Genomic DNA, 17016 nt, shown 5'->3' on the forward strand with positions numbered 1-17016 from the left:
GGACTGTGGGCACAATTGTCTTGGCTCGGAGTAGGCGCAACGGATGGGGAGGCAGGAACGACGGTGGCGGAACGGAGCACGGCTGCCGTCGACGTGGCCGACAGCGGCGGAGAGGAGCCGCTGACCGCCGAGGCGGGCAAGGCCACGGCCGACGGGGCGGGGACGAAAGAGAAGGCCGGTAAGGGGACGGAGGACGCGGTCACCGAAGAGGCGGGCGCCGCGGCCGAAGCGAGCCCCCTGGAGCTGCACAGCGGTCATAAGTTGGCCAGACGCTACCGTCTGGAGGAGTGCGTCACCCGTCTGGACGGATTCAGCAGTTGGCGTGCCGTGGACGAAAAACTGCGGCGTGCCGTCGGTGTGCACGTCCTGCCCGCCGACCATCCGCGCGCCAGGCCGGTGCTCGCCGCCGCCCGTTCGGCGGCCCTGCTGGGCGACCCCCGCTTCGTCCAGGTCCTCGACGCCGTCGAGGAGAACGATCTCGTCTATGTCGTCCATGAGTGGCTTCCCGACGCCACCGAACTCACCGCCGTACTGGCAGCCGGGCCGCTCGAGCCGCACGACGCGTACCAATTGGTCAGCCAGGTCTCCCAGGCCATGGCCGCCGCCCACCGCGAGGGCTTGGCCCATCTGCGGCTGAACCCCGGCTCCGTGCTGCGCACCGAGTCCGGCCAGTACCGCATCCGGGGACTCGCCGTCATGGCCGCCCTGCGCGGTATCAGCGTCGACCACCCACAGCGCACCGACACCGAGGCGATCGGCGCGCTGCTGTACGCGGGGCTCACTCAGCGCTGGCCGTACGACACCGACGCCTACGGCCTCTCCGGGCTGCCCAAGGGCGTGGGCCTGATCGCACCCGACCAGGTCCGCGCGGGAGTGCACCGCGGTCTGTCCGAGCTCGCGATGCGCGCACTGGTCAACGACGGGGCCACCGCCTCCCGTCAGGACCAGCCCTGCACCACCCCCGAGGAGTTGGCCAAGGCCGTCGCGGCCATGCCGCGCATCAGGCCGCCCGAGCCCGCCTACACCCCTTCGCCGGCGTATTCGCGCACGACGTACCAGCAGGGCGTGTACGGCCAGCCTCCGAACCGTGGCGGCGCCGCGCACACGGCCCGCCCGGCCGCTCCCGTGCCGCCTCCGCCGCCGCTGCAGAGCCGCACGGGCAAGGCCCTCAAGTGGACCGTCTCCGCCCTTCTGATCGCCGCCCTCGGCCTCGGTAGCTGGCAGCTCGCGGACACCCTCCTCAAGGAGGAGAACAAGGCCGACCCGGGCAAGTCCACCAGCGAGAAGGACGACGGCAAGGGCGAGCAGCTCGTGGGCAAGCCGCTCAACATCGAAAGCGCCACGGAGTTCTCCCCGTTGGGTCCGCCCTTCGCCGCTGACAAGGTCGAGGGAGCCGTGGACGGCGACGCGGACACCGCATGGGTGACCAAGGAGTTCTGGAACTACCCGAACTTCGGTAATCTGCCCCAACGCAAGCAGGGCAGCGGCATCCTCGTCGACCTCGGCAGCGCCAAAAGCGTCGCGAGTATCGACATCGACTTCTACCGCGCCGGCCAGAAGGTGGAAGTTCTCGCCGCGGACCCCTCCGCCTCCAACCCCACCTCACTCAGCGCCTTCTCCCAGCACCTCACCGACCTGAAGATCGCCGGGAAGAAGCTGACCACCGTTCTCGACAAGCCAGTACGGACGCGTTTCGTCCTGGTTCACATCACCGAGCTTCCGGCCAGCACCGCTGATCGCTACCGTGGCGGCATCTCGGAGATCAAGGTCAAGGGCTGACCCTCTACGGTCAGCCGAGAGGGGAGGGGCTCAACGTTGGACGACGCCACCATCGGCGGGGCGAGCGACGGCGAGCTCCTTGCCCGGCACGTCGACGGCGACCCGGACGCCTTCAGCGAAATAGTGCGGCGCCACCGCGACAGACTCTGGGCGGTGGCGCTGCGCACCCTCGGCGACCGTGAGGAAGCGGCCGACGCGGTCCAGGACGCGCTCGTCTCCGCCTACCGCGCCGCCCATACCTTCCGGGGTCAGTCCGCCGTGACGACCTGGCTGCATCGGATCACGGTCAACGCCTGTCTGGACCGGGCCCGTAAGGCCGCCTCCCGTCGCACCTCCCCCGTGGACGACACCGAGCGGCTCGAGCAACTTCTGGAGCCCCATGAATCAGCCGCCGCTCCCGCCGAGCGTGGTGATCTCCACCGCGAACTGCTCCGGGCGCTGCGCACCCTCCCTCCCGAGCAGCGCGCGGCTCTGGTGCTGGTCGACATGCAGGGTTATCCCGTCGCGGAGGCGGCGAAGGTCCTGGACGTTCCGACCGGCACCGTGAAGAGCCGCTGCGCCCGGGGCCGCGCACGACTGCTGCCGCTGCTCTCACATCTCCACCCCAGCGGGAGGGGTAGCTCACCCTCGGGCGTGGGAAGGAACCGGACGCAGGGGACGTCCGTCCCACCGACGGCAGGACCGAACGACACAGATGCCGTGAAGGGCGGAGGTGGGCGAGCGTGACATCCTCGACGGACACGGACGAGCACCCTGAAGTCGCGGAGATCTCCGCACTCACCGAGGGTCTACTCTCTCCGTCCCGCGCCGTCGATGTGCGCACTCACCTCGCGAGCTGCGTGCTGTGCGCGGACGTATCGACGTCACTGGAAGAGATCCGCTCCCTGCTCGGGACCCTGCCGGGGCCGGTGCGGATGCCCGCCGATATCGCGGGCCGTATCGACGCGGCGCTGGCCGCCGAAGCGCTTCTCGACGCGACCGCCCCCGAGGCGGTGGCCGATGTTTCACGTGAAACTCCGGATCCGGATCCGGCGCCCACACCGGTTTCACGTGAAACCGTCGACGACGCCCCCGCCTCCGACACCGTGAAGCCCCTGTCCAAGTCCTCCACCGCTACGGACCGGCCCGCTGGGCGCCCGCGTGGAGCCACCGGACCGGGACGAGGGTCCACTGGGCCCGGCGCCCGACCGGGCCGCTCCCGCCGCTGGCCCAAGGTCGTCCTCGGCGGCGCATGCGCCGCGGCGGTGATCGGCATCGGCTCCTTCTTCATCCAGGGTGGCTCCTCGGGTGATCACGGCGACCCCGGCACCCAGGCCCATGCCAGCCAGAGCTCCGGGAACTCCACCCTCTCCTCGGGCACACTCAAGGACCGTGTGCACGAGCTGCTCGCCGACCGGAAGTCCACCGCGCCGAACGGGGTCACCGGGCAGGGCAACTCACCCGATGTGCCGCTGCGCGCCGAGGACGACCCGAATGTGCCGTCCTGCGTCCAGAGCGGCACCGGCCGCAAGGAGCCGGCACTCGCGGCGCAGCAGGACACCTACGACGGCCAGACCGCCTATATCGTCGTCCTCCCGCACCCCTCCGACAGCTCGCTCGTCGATGCCTTTGTGATCGACGCATCCTGCGTCTCGGCGTCTCCGTCGTCTCCCGGGGAGCTTCTGGCGACCCGGACCTATCCGCGGCCCTGAGGCACACCGCGCACCCCGGGGCCCTGTCTGACAGCGCTCGGGAATGCCTGACCCGTAGGATCCGTTGGGTGGGGTGGCAGCGGAATTCCGGGGGGACCCGGAGCCGCCAGCCCAGTCAGCAGTCCGGCAGTCGGCAGAGACAAGGAAGACATCCGTGAGCGACGTCCGCAACGTGATCATCATCGGTTCCGGGCCCGCGGGCTATACGGCCGCGCTCTACACCGCCCGCGCTTCCTTGAAGCCGCTGGTCTTCGAAGGCTCCGTGACCGCGGGTGGTGCCCTGATGAACACCACCGATGTGGAGAACTTCCCCGGCTTCCGGGACGGGATCATGGGCCCCGACCTGATGGACAACATGCGGGCACAGGCCGAGCGCTTCGGCGCCGAGCTCATCCCGGACGATGTGGTCGCGGTCGACCTCACCGAGCAGATCAAGACCGTCACCGACTCCGCCGGTACGGTCCACCGCGCCAAGACCGTCATCGTGACCACCGGCTCCCAGCACCGCAAGCTGGGGCTGGCCCGCGAGGACGAGCTCTCCGGGCGCGGTGTCTCCTGGTGTGCCACCTGTGACGGGTTCTTCTTCAAGGACCAGGACATCGCCGTTATCGGCGGCGGCGACACGGCCATGGAGGAGGCGACCTTCCTGTCGCGGTTCGCCAAGTCGGTCACCGTGGTCCACCGCCGGGACACCCTGCGCGCCAGCAAGGCGATGCAGGAGCGGGCCTTCGGCGACCCGAAGATCTCGTTCGTCTGGGACAGCGCGGTCGAGGAGATCCACGGCGACGGCAAGCTCTCCGGTCTCACCCTCCGCGATGTCAAGAAGGACGAGACCTCGGAGCTGCCGGTCACCGGACTGTTCATCGCGATCGGCCACGACCCGCGCACCGAGCTGTTCAAGGGCCAGCTGGCCCTGGACGACGAGGGCTACCTCAAGGTGGATGCGCCGACCACCCGGACGAACCTGCCCGGTGTCTTCGCCGCGGGCGATGTCGTGGACCACACCTACCGCCAGGCGATCACCGCGGCCGGCACCGGTTGCTCGGCGGCGCTGGACGCCGAGCGGTACCTCGCCTCGCTGGGCCAGGGCGACGCCACCGTCTGACCTCGCTTCCCACCCCTGCACCAACTCACTAAGGAGATTGCCATGGCCGGTGCCACGGTCACCGTGACGGACGCCGACTTCGAGGAGAAGGTCCTCAAGAGCGACAAGCCGGTACTCGTCGACTTCTGGGCCGCCTGGTGCGGTCCGTGCCGCCAGATCGCCCCCTCCCTGGAGGCCATCGCGGCTGAGCACCCCGACAAGATCGTCATCGCCAAGCTCAACATCGACGAGAACCCGGCGACGGCTGCCAAGTACGGCGTGATGTCCATCCCGACGCTCAATGTCTACCAGGGCGGCGAGGTCGCCAAGACCATCGTCGGCGCCAAGCCGAAGGCCGCCATCGAGCGCGACCTAGCCGACTTCATCGGCTGAACGCATCACGCGTCGCGCTGATGCACGAAGGGGCTGCCCATATGGGCAGCCCCTTCGTGTTTCACGTGGAACTCTCTACAGCGGCCGAAGCGCGGGCTCCTTCTGGACGGCGCCGAGCAGCCGGTCCAGCGCCAGCTCGACATCCTCCTTCCAGGAGATCGTCGTCCGCAGCTCGAGCCTCAGCCGGGGATAGCGCGGATGCGGCCGGACGGTCTTGAAGCCCACGGCCAGCAGATGATCGGCGGGCAGCACACACGCCGGTTCCTTCCAGGTGGCGTCCCCGAACGCCTCCACCGCCTTGAAGCCCCGGCGGATCAGATCCTTGGCAACGGTCTGCACCATCACCCGGCCCAGCCCCTGCCCCTGGTATCCGGGCATCAGCCACGCCGTCATCAGCTGGACGGCATCCGCCGCGACCGGACTGGTCGGGAAGGCCGTGGAGCGCGGCACATACGCCGGCGGCGCGTACAGCACAAAGCCCACCGGAACCTCATCGACATAGACCACCCGGCCGCAGGAGCCCCACTCCAGCAGCACGGCCGAGATCCAGGCCTCCTTCTCCAGCTCCGGCCGGCCGGCCCTTACGGCTGCCTCGCCGCTGACCGGATCGAGCTCCCAGAAGACACAGGCGCGACAGCGCTTGGGGATGTCCGGGAGGTTGTCCAACGTGAGCGGTACGAGCCGACGCCCCATGAAGCCAGTCCTTCACTTCCGTGGCCAGCCGCGCCACGGGCGGCTGACAGCGCACTACGCTCCCTGAGCAGACTGCCGACGAAGCCGCCGACAGCTCCCAGGCCCAATCCTGTGGCCACCAGCCCGGTGCGGCTCACCGATCGCATGGCCCTGCCCTCCACATGCGGCGCCTCCACCTGGATCCGCCCTGCCTGATCGCATCGTATCCGTGCCGAGATTGCACCGATACCGCCCTTGGGCAAACAGCGGGTCGCGTTCCGACCATGTCGGACCGCGACCCGCCCCGCACTGCCCTTCCGTACGGCCTGGCCGCACGGACAGCGCCTCACTCGTCCTCGTCCTCCGCTCCGCCCTCGGAGGAGAGCGGCTGCTCCAGCACCGGCCCCTCACCGGGAGCCAGCGAGCCGAGGATCCGCTCGAGATCCTCTATTGAGGCGAACTCGACGACGATCTTTCCCTTCTTCTGACCGAGGTCGACCTTCACCCGCGTCTCGAACCGGTCGGAGAGACGTGACGCCAGATCCGTGAGCGCGGGGGACACCCTCGCACCCGCCCGCGGGCCCTTGGTCTTCGTCGTACCGCCCGATCGCGAACCCATCAGGGTGACGATCTCCTCCACCGCACGCACCGAGAGTCCCTCGGCGACGATGCGATGGGCCAGCCGGTCCTGCTCCTCCGCGTCGTCCACGGAGAGCAGCGCCCGCGCATGGCCTGCGGAGAGAACCCCCGCCGCCACCCTGCGCTGAACGGACGGGGAGAGCCTCAGCAGCCGCAGCGTATTGGAGACCTGCGGACGTGAGCGCCCGATGCGGTCAGCCAGTTCGTCATGCGTGCAGTTGAAGTCCTTCAGCAACTGGTCGTACGCCGCCGCCTCTTCCAGCGGGTTCAGCTGGGCCCGGTGCAGGTTCTCCAGCAGCGCGTCGAGCAGAAGCTTCTCATCGTCGGTGGCCCGGACGATCGCGGGGATCTTCTCCAGCCCGGCCTCACGACAGGCCCGCCAGCGGCGCTCGCCCATGATGAGCTCATAGCGCTCCCGCGCCAACTGCCGTACGACGACCGGCTGGAGGAGACCGACCTCCTGGATCGAGGTGACCAGTTCGACGAGCGCGTCCTCGTCGAAGACCTCACGGGGCTGCCGCGGATTGGGGGTGATGAAGTCCAGCGGCAGCTCGGCGAAGTGTGCCCCGGCCACCTCCTCCGGCATCACCGCCGGTGCGGCCTCGGGCTCCGCCTCCGGCGGTGCGGGCTCGGGCTCCGGTGGAACGGTGTGCGTCGACAATGCGGCCACCTTGGCCGCCGGCACTCCCCGCTCCTGGGTGAGCACCGGGACCGCGGTCGGTGAGGTGGTGGCCCCGGTCGTCGTGACCGTTCCCGCCCCCGCCGAGGGCGCGGCGTTGTCCGCCCCCTTCGGCGCGGGAGGAATCAAGGCACCGAGCCCACGGCCCAGTCCTCTGCGTCGCTCACTCACTGAATCCCCTCCTGCATACTGTGCTGGTCGTGCTCGCTGAGCTCGGGCAAGGCATGAACGTGCTGGGCCTCATAGTGCACGCCGACGCCTCTGAGGGCGATCTCGCGGGCCGCCTCGAGATAGGAGAGCGCCCCACTGGACCCCGGGTCATAGGTGAGGACGGTCTGCCCATAGCTGGGGGCCTCGGAGATGCGCACCGATCGGGGAATGCTCGTCCGAAGCACCTCACCGCCGAAGTGGCTGCGCACCTCGTCTGCGACCTGGGAGGCCAGCCGGGTGCGGCCGTCGTACATGGTGAGAAGGATCGTCGAGACATGGAGCTTGGGGTTGAGATGGCCCCGCACCAGATCCACATTCCGCAGCAGCTGCCCCAATCCCTCCAGCGCGTAGTACTCACACTGGATCGGGATCAGCACTTCCGCACCGGCCACCAGTGCATTGACCGTCAGTAGCCCCAGCGAGGGCGGGCAGTCGATCAGGATGTAGTCCAACGGCTGCTCATATGCCTGGATGGCCCGCTCCAGTCGGCTTTCTCTAGCCACCAGGGAGACCAACTCGATCTCGGCACCGGCGAGATCGATCGTGGCCGGGGCACAGAAGAGCCCTTCCACGTCCGGGACCGGCTGCACCACATCGGACAGCGGCTTGCTGTCGACCAGCACGTCATAGATCGATGGGACCTCGGCGTGGTGGTCAATCCCCAGCGCCGTCGAAGCATTGCCCTGTGGGTCGAGGTCGACCACCAGCACCCGACCACCGTGCAGGGCAAGCGAGGCGGCCAGGTTGACCGTGGTCGTGGTCTTTCCGACCCCGCCCTTCTGGTTGGCGACCACCATCACCCGGGTCTGCTCCGGCCTGGGCAGCCCCTCACCGGCACGGCCCAGAGCTTCTACCGCCAGTTGAGCAGCACGGCCAATAGGGGTGTCGTCCATCGGGGGTGGCGTTTCACGTGAAACATCCTCCCCCGGCGATTCGGTACGGGGGCCGGGGACCGGATCGGTCATCGGCCCCGCGATGTTGGCGTCGGACCGCAAGGATTCACTCTCCTCGACATCAGGCTCACAATAAGCAGAGCCTGCCATGCTTTTGGGGTCGTGAACCAGCGAGGCCCGTTCTCCTGTGGATGAATCCACGTTCATACGGGGTCGGCGGTCGCGGGGCGAGGCCGCCGCACGACCGCGACTGATGATTCCATGCAGCAGGGAGCGACGTTTCACGTGAAACACGATGCACGGGAGGCCCTGCGGATTGGTCGCGACACTCCGGTATGCGTAGTTTTGCCAGCTTGTATGGAGCAACGCCCTCGACTCAGGGTCGACGGCGCGGCGTCCGGCGAGCAGCCTTGGCCCGCTTGGCGGCGAAGCGCACGCCCCCGGGGCTCTCCCCGACCTCGACCCGCACCACCGTCGAGGGCGGGTCCACCACTCCCTGACCGACATGCAGCACCGAGGTCTCCACCACGCCCAGCTTGCCCAGCGCGGCCCGGGCCTGCTTCAGCTCCTCTTCGGCGGTGTCGCCCTTCAGAAGCAGCATCTCCCCGTACGGACGCAGCAGCGGAACCCCCCAGCCGGCCAGCCGGTCCAGCGGGGCCACCGCCCGAGCCGTCACCACATGCATCGGGGTCAGCTTCCCGAGGACCTCCTCGGCACGGCCGCGCACCACCGTCACATGCTCCAGCCCCAGCAGCTCGACCACTTCCCGCAGAAAGTTCGTCCGCCGCAGCAAGGGCTCCAGAAGTGTGATCTGGAGATCAGGGCGGGTCAGGGCGAGCGGGATACCGGGGAGCCCGGCCCCCGACCCCACATCGCAGACGGTGACCTCCTCGGGCACCACGTCGGAGAGCACCGCGCAGTTCAGCAGATGCCGCTCCCACAGCCGCGGCACCTCACGCGGGCCGATCAGCCCGCGTGTCACGCCCACATCGGCCAGCAGCTCGCCGTAGCGCACGGCCTCCGGGAAGCGGTCACCGAATACGTCCCTTGCCTCGGGGGGCGCCGGGGGGAGCTCCGCTGCTTCCGTCACGGGGACCGTCCTTCCGTACCGAACACTGTGCTGAACGATGATGTAAGGCTGACAAGATTCGGCCCCGTCTGCGTGCAGACGGGGCCGTGTGGATCACGATGCGGAACCGCTTCAGACCGGAAGCACGACCACGCAGCGCTGGGGCTCCTCGCCCTCGGACTCACTGCGCAGCCCGGCGGCGGCCACAGCGTCGTGCACCACCTTCCGCTCGAAGGGCGTCATCGCCTTGAGCTTCACCGGCTGAGCGGTGCCCTTCGCCTCCTCCGCGGCCTTGGTGCCCAGCTCGGTCAGCTCGGCACGCTTACGGGCCCGGTATCCGGCGATGTCGAGCATCAGCCGGCTGCGGTCGCCGGTCTCCCGGTGCACCGCGAGGCGGGTCAGCTCCTGCAGGGCCTCCAGCACCTCGCCGTCGCGGCCGACCAGCTTCTGCAGATCGCGGCTGGTCGAGTCGCTGATGATCGACACCGCTGCGCGATCGGCCTCGACGTCCATGTCGATGTCGCCGTCGAGGTCCGCGATGTCCAGCAGCCCCTCGAGGTAGTCGGCCGCGATCTCCCCTTCCTGCTCAAGGCGGGACAGGGTGTCGACACCCTCGGCGGCCGGGGTGGTGCCTTCCGTCACGGATGGACTCCTTCGTTACTTCTTGGACGGGTGCTTGGGGCGCTGCTGGCCCTTGCGCTGGCCGGACTTCGCGCCGCGGGAGGAGCCGGAAGCCGAACCACCGGCCGGCTTGCCGCCCTGCGCGCCCTTCTTCTGCCCCGCGCCCTGCTTCTCGTCGGGCTTCTTGACCTCGGCGGACTTCTCCGTGGAGGCCGTGGAATCCGCCTGCACGCCGGCCCTGCTGTGGCCGGTCGTGGAGCGCTGCGCCTTGGTCTGGCGCTTGGGCTGCTGACGGTTGGCACGCGCCGTCTCGGCCGCCTGCTTCGCGACGACGTCGGCCGGCTCCTCCTTCAGCTTGCCCTGGGCCCGCAGCCGCTCCTGGCGGGCCTTGAAGGCGAGGCTGCCCGGGGTCGGGTTACGGCGGATGACGAACATCTGCTGGCCCATGGTCCAGACGTTGGTGGTCAGCCAGTAGACGAGGACACCGACGGGGAAGTTGATGCCGAAGACTGCGAACATGATCGGGAAGACGTACATCAGCATCTTCTGCTGCTGCATGAACGGCGTCTTCACCGTGAGGTCGACGTTCTTGGTCATCAGCTGGCGCTGGGTGAAGAACTGCGACGCCGACATCAGGACGATCATGGTGATCGTCACGATGCGCACATCGGTCAGCGAGGCGCCGAGGGATTCGACCTTCGAGGCCGAGTCCATGAACTTCACCGACAGCGGAGCGCCGAAGATGTGGGCGTTACGGGCGCTGTCCAACAGCGCCTGGTCGGTGATGACACCGACCGTCCTGTTGTTCGCGATGTGGTTCAGGACCTGGTACAGCGAGATGAAGAACGGCGACTGGGCGAGGATCGGCAAGCAGCTGGAGAGCGGGTTGGTCCCCGTCTCCTTGTACAGCTTCATCATCTCTTCGGACTGACGCTGCTTGTCGCTCTTGTAGCGCTCCTGGATCGCCTTCATCTTGGGCTGGAGCGCCTGCATGTTCCGCGTCGACTTGATCTGCTTCACAAAGAGCGGGATCAGGCAGATACGGATCAGCACCACCAGCGAAACGATGGACAGACCCCACGCCCAGCCACTGTCCCGATCAAAAATGAGGCTGTAGAACGAGTGGAACTGGACGATGATCCAGGAAACTACGTCATAAAGAGGACCGAGGATCGTGTCCACGAATCAGGCTCCTTGGGCGTTGGGCTGGGTCTCGGGCTGTGCGGCAGGCTCCACAGTCGGATGCCCGCCGAGGCGGTTCCGCAGCCGCTGGTGCCACACCGGACGCTTCCGGGGCGGAACGTGGTCGACGCCACCGAGCGACCATGGGTTGCAGCGCAAGATGCGCCAGGCCGTCAGCGCCGTTCCTTTTACCGCGCCGTGCCGGTCAATGGCCGTGTAGCCATAGTGCGAGCACGACGGGTAGTACTTGCAGACCGGTCCCAGCATCGGGCTGATGGTCCACTGGTACAGCTTGATCAACCACAGCAGCGGGTACTTCATCGCGGCACCCCTCCCAGTAGCCGCTGCACTGCCGTGTCGAGATCGCGGGCCAGCTGGTCGTGACCCGCCTCACCCGCGCCGGGCAGCGCCCGTACGACCACAAGGCTACCTGCGCCAAAACGATCGATGCGGTCCCGCATCAGATGACGCAGTCGCCGCTTCACCAGATTGCGGACGACGGCGCCTCCGACGGCCTTGCTTACGACGAAACCCGCACGCGCCGGAGGAGCACTCTCCCCGGATGCGTGCGGGTCCGTATCACCGCTGGTGAGGCCGGTGCGAAGATGCACGACAAGGAGCGGGCGACCGGCCCTGCGTCCTCGGCGTACCGCGGCCGCGAAGTCCTCGCGCCGCCTCAGCCGATGCTCGGTAGGCAGCACGTCATGGACCTTGGATCAGGCTGCTCAGGCCGACAGGCGTCCGCGACCCTTGCTACGGCGGGACGCGAGGATCGCGCGGCCGGCACGGGTGCGCATCCGCAGCCGGAAGCCGTGGGTCTTCGCGCGGCGACGGTTGTTCGGCTGGAAAGTGCGCTTGCTCACTCGGGGGCTCCAGAAATGAATTGGATGGTGGCGGTCTATCGCTTGGCTGTCACCGTGCGCCCACGAGTAGCTCGCAATACGCCCGAGTGCACCGCTTCACGATCACAGGTCGTCTCGCCCGTGATCCTTGCCCATCGGAGGCAGGCGGCAGCAGCCATCGACAACTCGACCTGGTTACGGTACGCGCGGTTACGCCATCCGGTCAAACCGGTGTCCGACACCGAGACGGCGTAGTTCCCCTCCCAGCCTAGGGGCAAGGGAACGCCCGGCGACATCGCATGGCACATTTGTACACACCCTGTGGACAACGACTTGAACCGCGCACCCCGGCCTGACTACCGTGGCTGGGCTCCAATTCCTTCACGCCCGTCCCGAGAACCACGCATTCGTGGGACCTGTCGGCGTCCCCACCCAGCGAGCTGAGAGAGCGTGCCCTGTGGCTGACGTACCTGCCGATCTTGCCGCAGTGTGGCCACGCGTGCTCGAGCGGCTGCTGGGAGAGGGTTCGGGACAGGGCGGACAAGGCGTCGAAGCGAAGGACGAGCACTGGATCAAGCGGTGCCAGCCCCTCGCGCTGGTCGCCGACACCGCGCTGCTCGCCGTCCCCAATGAATTCGCCAAGGGCGTGCTGGAGGGCCGGCTGGCCCCCGTCGTCAGCGAAACGCTGAGCCGGGAGTGCGGCCGCCCGATCCGCATCGCGATCACCGTCGACGAGTCCGCCGGCGAACCGGTCGTCCCCCCGCAGGTCCAGCGCGACCAGCGCGAATCCTACGAGAGCCGCGAACAGCGCGAGTCCTACGAGAGCTACGACGGCCGGGACGGCTATGGCCGCCAGGCGCCGGACGATCTGCCATCGGCCCGCCCCGCGTACCCCGGCTATCAGCAGCCGCGCCCCGAACCGGGCGCCTGGCCGCGGCCCCGTGACGACTACGGCTGGCAGCAGCCCCGGCTCGGCGGCTTTCCCGAGAGCGATCCTTACGCCTCCCAGCACTCCTCGTCCGGCTATGACCAGCAGCCGTACGACCAGCAGCGGCGCGGTGACTACCGCGGTCCGGGCGCCGAGCGCCCCGGGCCGGGCGGGCCCGGCGGCGGTCCGGGTCCTGGTGCCGAGCGCCCTCCGTACGAGCAGCGTCACGATCTGCCCGACCCGCTCGAGCGCGCCCGCGGCGGACCGCCCCTCCTGCCCTCGCAGACCGGCGCCCCCGGCCCGCTCGCCGCTCAGCCCGCGCCCGCGTCCGGCCCCGGTGAGCCGACCGCGCGGCTGAACCCCAAGTACCTCTTCGACACCTTCGTCATCGGCGCGTCCAACCGCTTCGCACACGCCGCGGCGGTCGCCGTGGCCGAGGCGCCGGCCAAGGCGTACAACCCGCTGTTCATCTACGGAGAGTCCGGGCTCGGCAAGACCCACTTGCTGCACGCCATCGGTCACTACGCGCGCAGCCTGTATCCCGGCACCCGGGTGCGCTATGTGAGCTCGGAGGAGTTCACCAACGAGTTCATCAACTCCATCCGTGACGGCAAGGCGGACGCGTTCCGCAAGCGCTACCGCGACATGGACATCCTGCTGGTCGACGACATCCAGTTCCTGGCGAGCAAGGAGTCGACGCAGGAGGAGTTCTTCCACACCTTCAATACGCTCCACAACGCCAACAAGCAGATCGTGCTCTCCTCCGACCGGCCGCCCAAGCAGCTGGTCACCCTGGAGGACCGGCTCCGCAACCGCTTCGAGTGGGGCCTGATCACCGATGTGCAGCCGCCGGAGCTGGAGACGCGTATCGCGATCCTCCGTAAGAAGGCGGTGCAGGAGCAGCTGAACGCGCCGCCGGAGGTGCTGGAGTTCATCGCCTCGCGGATCTCCCGCAACATCCGGGAGCTGGAGGGCGCGCTCATCCGCGTCACCGCCTTCGCGAGCCTGAACCGGCAGCCGGTGGACCTCGGACTCACCGAGATCGTGCTGAAGGATCTGATCCCCGGCGGCGAGGACGCGGCCCCGGAGATCACCGCCACCGCGATCATGGCCGCCACCGCCGACTACTTCGGGCATACGGTCGACGATCTGTGCGGAGCCTCCCGCAGCCGGGTGCTGGTCACGGCGCGGCAGATCGCGATGTATCTCTGCCGGGAGCTGACCGATCTGTCGCTGCCCAAGATCGGCGCGCAGTTCGGCGGCCGCGACCATACGACGGTCATGCACGCCGACCGCAAGATCAGGGCGCTGATGGCCGAGCGGCGCTCCATCTACAACCAGGTGACCGAGCTGACCAACCGCATCAAGAACGGCTGAGAGGGGCCCGCAGGGCCACCGCAGGGCCACCGCGAACCGCTGAAGGGCGCCCCGGGAGGGACAACTCCCGGGGCGCCCTTCGTCGTTCACCCCTACGAGCTGTTCGATTCCCTGCCCGGCCGGCCCGGTTCTCCACAGATACGCGGCTCATCCACCGTCCACACCCTGGGGACGTGGAAGTTGTCCCGATCGCGTCCACAGGGTGTCCGGTGGGGAAGGCATCCACCGAGGTCAGGTGGTTGTGGAATTGTGGCTATCGGGAGTCCACAGACTGTGGACGATCGAGATACCCACAGGCCGTGCATCAGCTTGTCCACCGGCAACCCACAGCCGAAGGCCCGTTGCCCACAGCTTCTCCACACCGCTGTCCACTGTTCGGCAACGAAATGGCCACGGTCACCGGCGCGAGTGAAAGGCGTCACACCAAGGAGGCGGGTTGGGCTGTGGGGAAGGTGGGTAAAACTGGGGACGGCGCTGGGGAGAACCGGGCGATGTCTGTGCATCGCATGTGCAGAACTCTTCGGCATCCACAGACAACCCTGGTTGTCCACCGCCGTCACCCACAGGCCCGGTGGATAAAAAACCGCCGCTGACCAGGGCAAAGTCAGTTTTCCACGGTTTCCACAGGCCCTACTACTACGACCACAGAGTTATAGCGAGGAAATCGCTTCGAAGTGGGGCCTGTGCACAACCTCGGGCCGAGCCGCCCGACACCCCGCGCACCGACTTGACCCCGAGCCGCACCGACTGTCGGCGTCGTGCGTCAGACTGGTCTCCGGCTACTCAGCCGACGACGAAGGCCAGCAGGGCGAGCCAGCAACAGCAGGAGGCGGCTTACGGTGAAGATCCGGGTGGAGCGCGATGTACTCGCGGAGGCGGTGGCCTGGACGGCCCGCAGCCTCCCGGCCCGACCGCCGGTGCCCGTCCTCGCGGGCATCCTCATGAAGGCGGAGGAAGGCGCGCTCAGCCTCTCCGGCTTCGACTACGAGGTCTCGGCCCGCGTCTCCGTGGAGGCCGACATCGAGGACGACGGCACGGTCCTCGTCTCCGGCCGGCTCCTCGCCGACATCTGCCGCGCCCTCCCCAACCGCCCTGTGGAGATCTCCAGCGACGGGGTGCGGGTCACCGTCGTCTGCGGCTCCTCGCGATTCACACTCCACACCCTGCCTGTGGAGGAGTACCCGGCGCTGCCGCAGATGCCGACCGCGACCGGCACCGTCCCCGGTGAGGTCTTCGCCGCCGCCGCTGCCCAGGTCGCCATCGCCGCCGGCCGTGACGACACCCTGCCGGTGCTCACCGGTGTGCGGATCGAGATCGAGGGCGACACCGTCACGCTGGCCTCCACCGACCGCTACCGCTTCGCGGTCCGCGAGTTCCTGTGGAAGCCCGAGACCCCCGACATCTCCGCCGTCGCGCTGGTGCCCGCCAAGACGCTCCTCGACACCGCCAAGTCGCTGACCAGTGGTGACACCGTCGCCCTCGCGCTCTCCGGCTCGGGTGCGGGCGAGGGCCTGATCGGCTTCGAGGGCGCCGGGCGCCGTACGACCACCCGGCTGCTCGAGGGCGACCTGCCGAAGTACCGCACGCTCTTCCCCACCGAGTTCAACTCGGTCGCGGTGATCGAGACGCCCCCGTTCGTCGAGGCCGTCAAGCGTGTGGCCCTGGTCGCCGAGCGGAACACCCCGGTGCGGCTCACCTTCGAGCAGGGCGTGCTGATCCTGGAGGCCGGGTCCAGCGACGATGCACAGGCTGTGGAGCGGGTGGACGCCCAGCTCGACGGCGACGACATCTCGATCGCCTTCAACCCGACGTTCCTGCTGGACGGCCTCAGCGCGATCGACTCGCCGGTCGCCCAGCTGTCCTTCACCACCTCGACCAAGCCCGCGCTGCTCAGTGGCAAGCCCGCCATGGACGCCGAGGCGGACGAGGCGTACAAGTACCTGATCATGCCGGTGCGACTCAGCGGCTGAGAGCGCGAATGAGCAGGTGTAGCCCACATCTGTGCGGCTACCCGCGGGCGTAGGCTCGGACTCACCGCGAAACGCAACGCACTACGGCATGAAGGATCACTGATGGAGCTCGGTCTCATCGGCCTCGGCAAGATGGGCGGCAACATGCGCGAGCGCATTCGCCGCGCAGGCCACACCGTCATTGGATACGACCGGAACCCGGACGTCGCCGATGTCCACAGCATCGATGAGCTCGTCAACAAGCTCAAGGGCCCCCGGGTGGTGTGGGTCATGGTCCCGGCGGGCGTCCCCACCCAGATCACCATCGACGAGCTGGCCGAGCTGCTGTCGCCCGGCGACATCGTGGTGGACGGCGGGAACTCCCGCTGGACGGACGACGAGAAGCACGCCGAGCAGCTCAACGCCAAGGGCATCGGCTTCGTCGACTGCGGTGTCTCCGGCGGTGTCTGGGGTCTGGAGAACGGCTACGCGCTGATGTACGGCGGTGCCGCCGAGCATGTGGCCAAGGTCCAGCCGATCTTCGACGCGCTCAAGCCCGAGGGCGAGGGCGGCGCCGTCCACGCCGGCAAGGTCGGCGCGGGCCACTTCGCCAAGATGGTCCACAACGGCATCGAGTACGCGATGATGCAGGCGTACGCCGAGGGCTGGGAGCTGCTGGAGAAGGTGGACTCGGTCACCGACGTCCGCGAGGTCTTCCGCTCCTGGCAGGAGGGCACGGTCATCCGCTCCTGGCTGCTGGACCTGGCCGTGCGCGCCCTGGACGAGGACGAGCACCTGGCCAAGCTGCGCGGTTACGCGGAGGACTCCGGCGAGGGCCGCTGGACCGTGGAGGCGGCGATCGACAACGCCGTGCCGCTGCCCGCGATCACCGCATCGCTCTTCGCCCGGTTCGCCTCCCGTCAGGAGGACTCGCCGCAGATCAAGATGATCGCCGCGCTGCGCAATCAGTTCGGCGGCCACGCGGTCGAGAGCAGCGACAAGTAACCA

17 protein-coding genes are annotated in these 17016 nt (G+C 68.4%); 8 read left to right on the forward strand and 9 right to left on the reverse strand.

Translation table 11 applies throughout. The annotated features are described in order from the left end of the window. Positions 1–63 precede the first annotated feature (63 nt). From AS97_RS23580 to trxA, 5 genes are all read left to right on the forward strand, one after another. Positions 64–1779 (forward strand): protein kinase family protein, encoded by a 1716-nt coding sequence (locus AS97_RS23580; protein WP_059143738.1) that lies wholly within the window; start codon positions 64–66, stop codon positions 1777–1779. A 36-nt stretch (positions 1780–1815) separates the two neighbouring features. Then, positions 1816–2505 carry an RNA polymerase sigma factor SigM gene (gene sigM / locus AS97_RS23585; RefSeq protein WP_014061963.1) on the forward strand — a complete coding sequence of 230 codons (690 nt, stop codon included), beginning with the start codon at positions 1816–1818 and terminating at the stop codon, positions 2503–2505. Further along, positions 2502–3470 carry a hypothetical protein gene (locus tag AS97_RS23590; protein ID WP_210565603.1) on the forward strand — a complete coding sequence of 323 codons (969 nt, stop codon included), beginning with the start codon at positions 2502–2504 and terminating at the stop codon, positions 3468–3470. The genes sigM and AS97_RS23590 overlap by 4 nt, the downstream gene beginning before the upstream one ends. Before the next feature lie 154 nt (positions 3471–3624). Next, the gene (gene trxB / locus AS97_RS23595) at positions 3625–4575 is read left to right on the forward strand and encodes a thioredoxin-disulfide reductase (RefSeq protein WP_059143740.1); all 951 of its coding nucleotides are present in this window, start codon (positions 3625–3627) and stop codon (positions 4573–4575) included. Between the two features lie 42 nt (positions 4576–4617). Continuing rightward, a complete protein-coding gene (trxA, locus tag AS97_RS23600; protein WP_014061966.1) occupies positions 4618–4947 on the forward strand; it encodes a thioredoxin in 330 nt (109 codons plus the stop codon). A gap of 75 nt (positions 4948–5022) precedes the next feature. On the opposite strand, the gene AS97_RS23605 is transcribed toward trxA, so the two are convergent. From AS97_RS23605 to rpmH, 9 genes are all read right to left on the reverse strand, one after another. Further along, entirely contained in the window at positions 5023–5640 is a 618-nt protein-coding gene (locus AS97_RS23605) for a GNAT family N-acetyltransferase (RefSeq protein WP_037954609.1), read from the reverse strand. A 325-nt stretch (positions 5641–5965) separates the two neighbouring features. Further along, positions 5966–7108 carry a ParB/RepB/Spo0J family partition protein gene (locus AS97_RS23610; protein WP_210565604.1) on the reverse strand — a complete coding sequence of 381 codons (1143 nt, stop codon included), beginning with the start codon at positions 7106–7108 and terminating at the stop codon, positions 5966–5968. Beyond that, positions 7105–8190, reverse strand: a complete 1086-nt coding sequence (locus AS97_RS23615; protein ID WP_125757084.1) for a ParA family protein — start codon at positions 8188–8190, stop codon at positions 7105–7107. The genes AS97_RS23610 and AS97_RS23615 overlap by 4 nt, the downstream gene beginning before the upstream one ends. 226 nt (positions 8191–8416) lie before the next feature. Continuing rightward, positions 8417–9130, reverse strand: a complete 714-nt coding sequence (rsmG, locus tag AS97_RS23620) for a 16S rRNA (guanine(527)-N(7))-methyltransferase RsmG (protein WP_086705808.1) — start codon at positions 9128–9130, stop codon at positions 8417–8419. Between the two features lie 111 nt (positions 9131–9241). Continuing rightward, entirely contained in the window at positions 9242–9751 is a 510-nt protein-coding gene (locus AS97_RS23625) for a R3H domain-containing nucleic acid-binding protein (RefSeq protein WP_059143744.1), read from the reverse strand. Positions 9752–9766: 15 nt separating this feature from the next. Then, complete coding sequence (yidC, locus tag AS97_RS23630) at positions 9767–10912, reverse strand: membrane protein insertase YidC (protein ID WP_059143745.1); 1146 nt, start codon at positions 10910–10912, stop codon at positions 9767–9769. 3 nt (positions 10913–10915) lie between these two features. Further along, positions 10916–11233: a membrane protein insertion efficiency factor YidD gene (gene yidD / locus AS97_RS23635; protein ID WP_014061973.1), complete on the reverse strand. Its 318-nt coding sequence runs from the start codon at positions 11231–11233 to the stop codon at positions 10916–10918. Beyond that, positions 11230–11613 carry a ribonuclease P protein component gene (rnpA, locus tag AS97_RS23640; protein WP_079059322.1) on the reverse strand — a complete coding sequence of 128 codons (384 nt, stop codon included), beginning with the start codon at positions 11611–11613 and terminating at the stop codon, positions 11230–11232. The genes yidD and rnpA overlap by 4 nt, the downstream gene beginning before the upstream one ends. Before the next feature lie 24 nt (positions 11614–11637). After that, complete coding sequence (gene rpmH, locus AS97_RS23645; protein ID WP_009716483.1) at positions 11638–11775, reverse strand: 50S ribosomal protein L34; 138 nt, start codon at positions 11773–11775, stop codon at positions 11638–11640. Between the two features lie 436 nt (positions 11776–12211). Here rpmH and dnaA point away from each other — a divergent pair, with 436 nt between their 5' ends. The 3 genes from dnaA (at position 12212) to gnd (ending at position 17013) form a co-directional block, all read left to right on the forward strand. Continuing rightward, on the forward strand, positions 12212–14059 hold the full coding sequence (gene dnaA, locus AS97_RS23650) for a chromosomal replication initiator protein DnaA (protein WP_079059323.1): 1848 nt from the start codon (positions 12212–12214) through the stop codon (positions 14057–14059). Positions 14060–14898: 839 nt separating this feature from the next. Further along, complete coding sequence (gene dnaN / locus AS97_RS23655; RefSeq protein WP_059143747.1) at positions 14899–16029, forward strand: DNA polymerase III subunit beta; 1131 nt, start codon at positions 14899–14901, stop codon at positions 16027–16029. 102 nt (positions 16030–16131) lie between these two features. Next, positions 16132–17013: a phosphogluconate dehydrogenase (NAD(+)-dependent, decarboxylating) gene (gnd, locus tag AS97_RS23660; RefSeq protein WP_059143748.1), complete on the forward strand. Its 882-nt coding sequence runs from the start codon at positions 16132–16134 to the stop codon at positions 17011–17013. The last annotated feature ends 3 nt before the right edge of the window (positions 17014–17016 follow it).

The organism is Streptomyces sp. AgN23, assembly GCF_001598115.1.
GTDB lineage: Bacteria > Actinomycetota > Actinomycetes > Streptomycetales > Streptomycetaceae > Streptomyces > Streptomyces antimycoticus.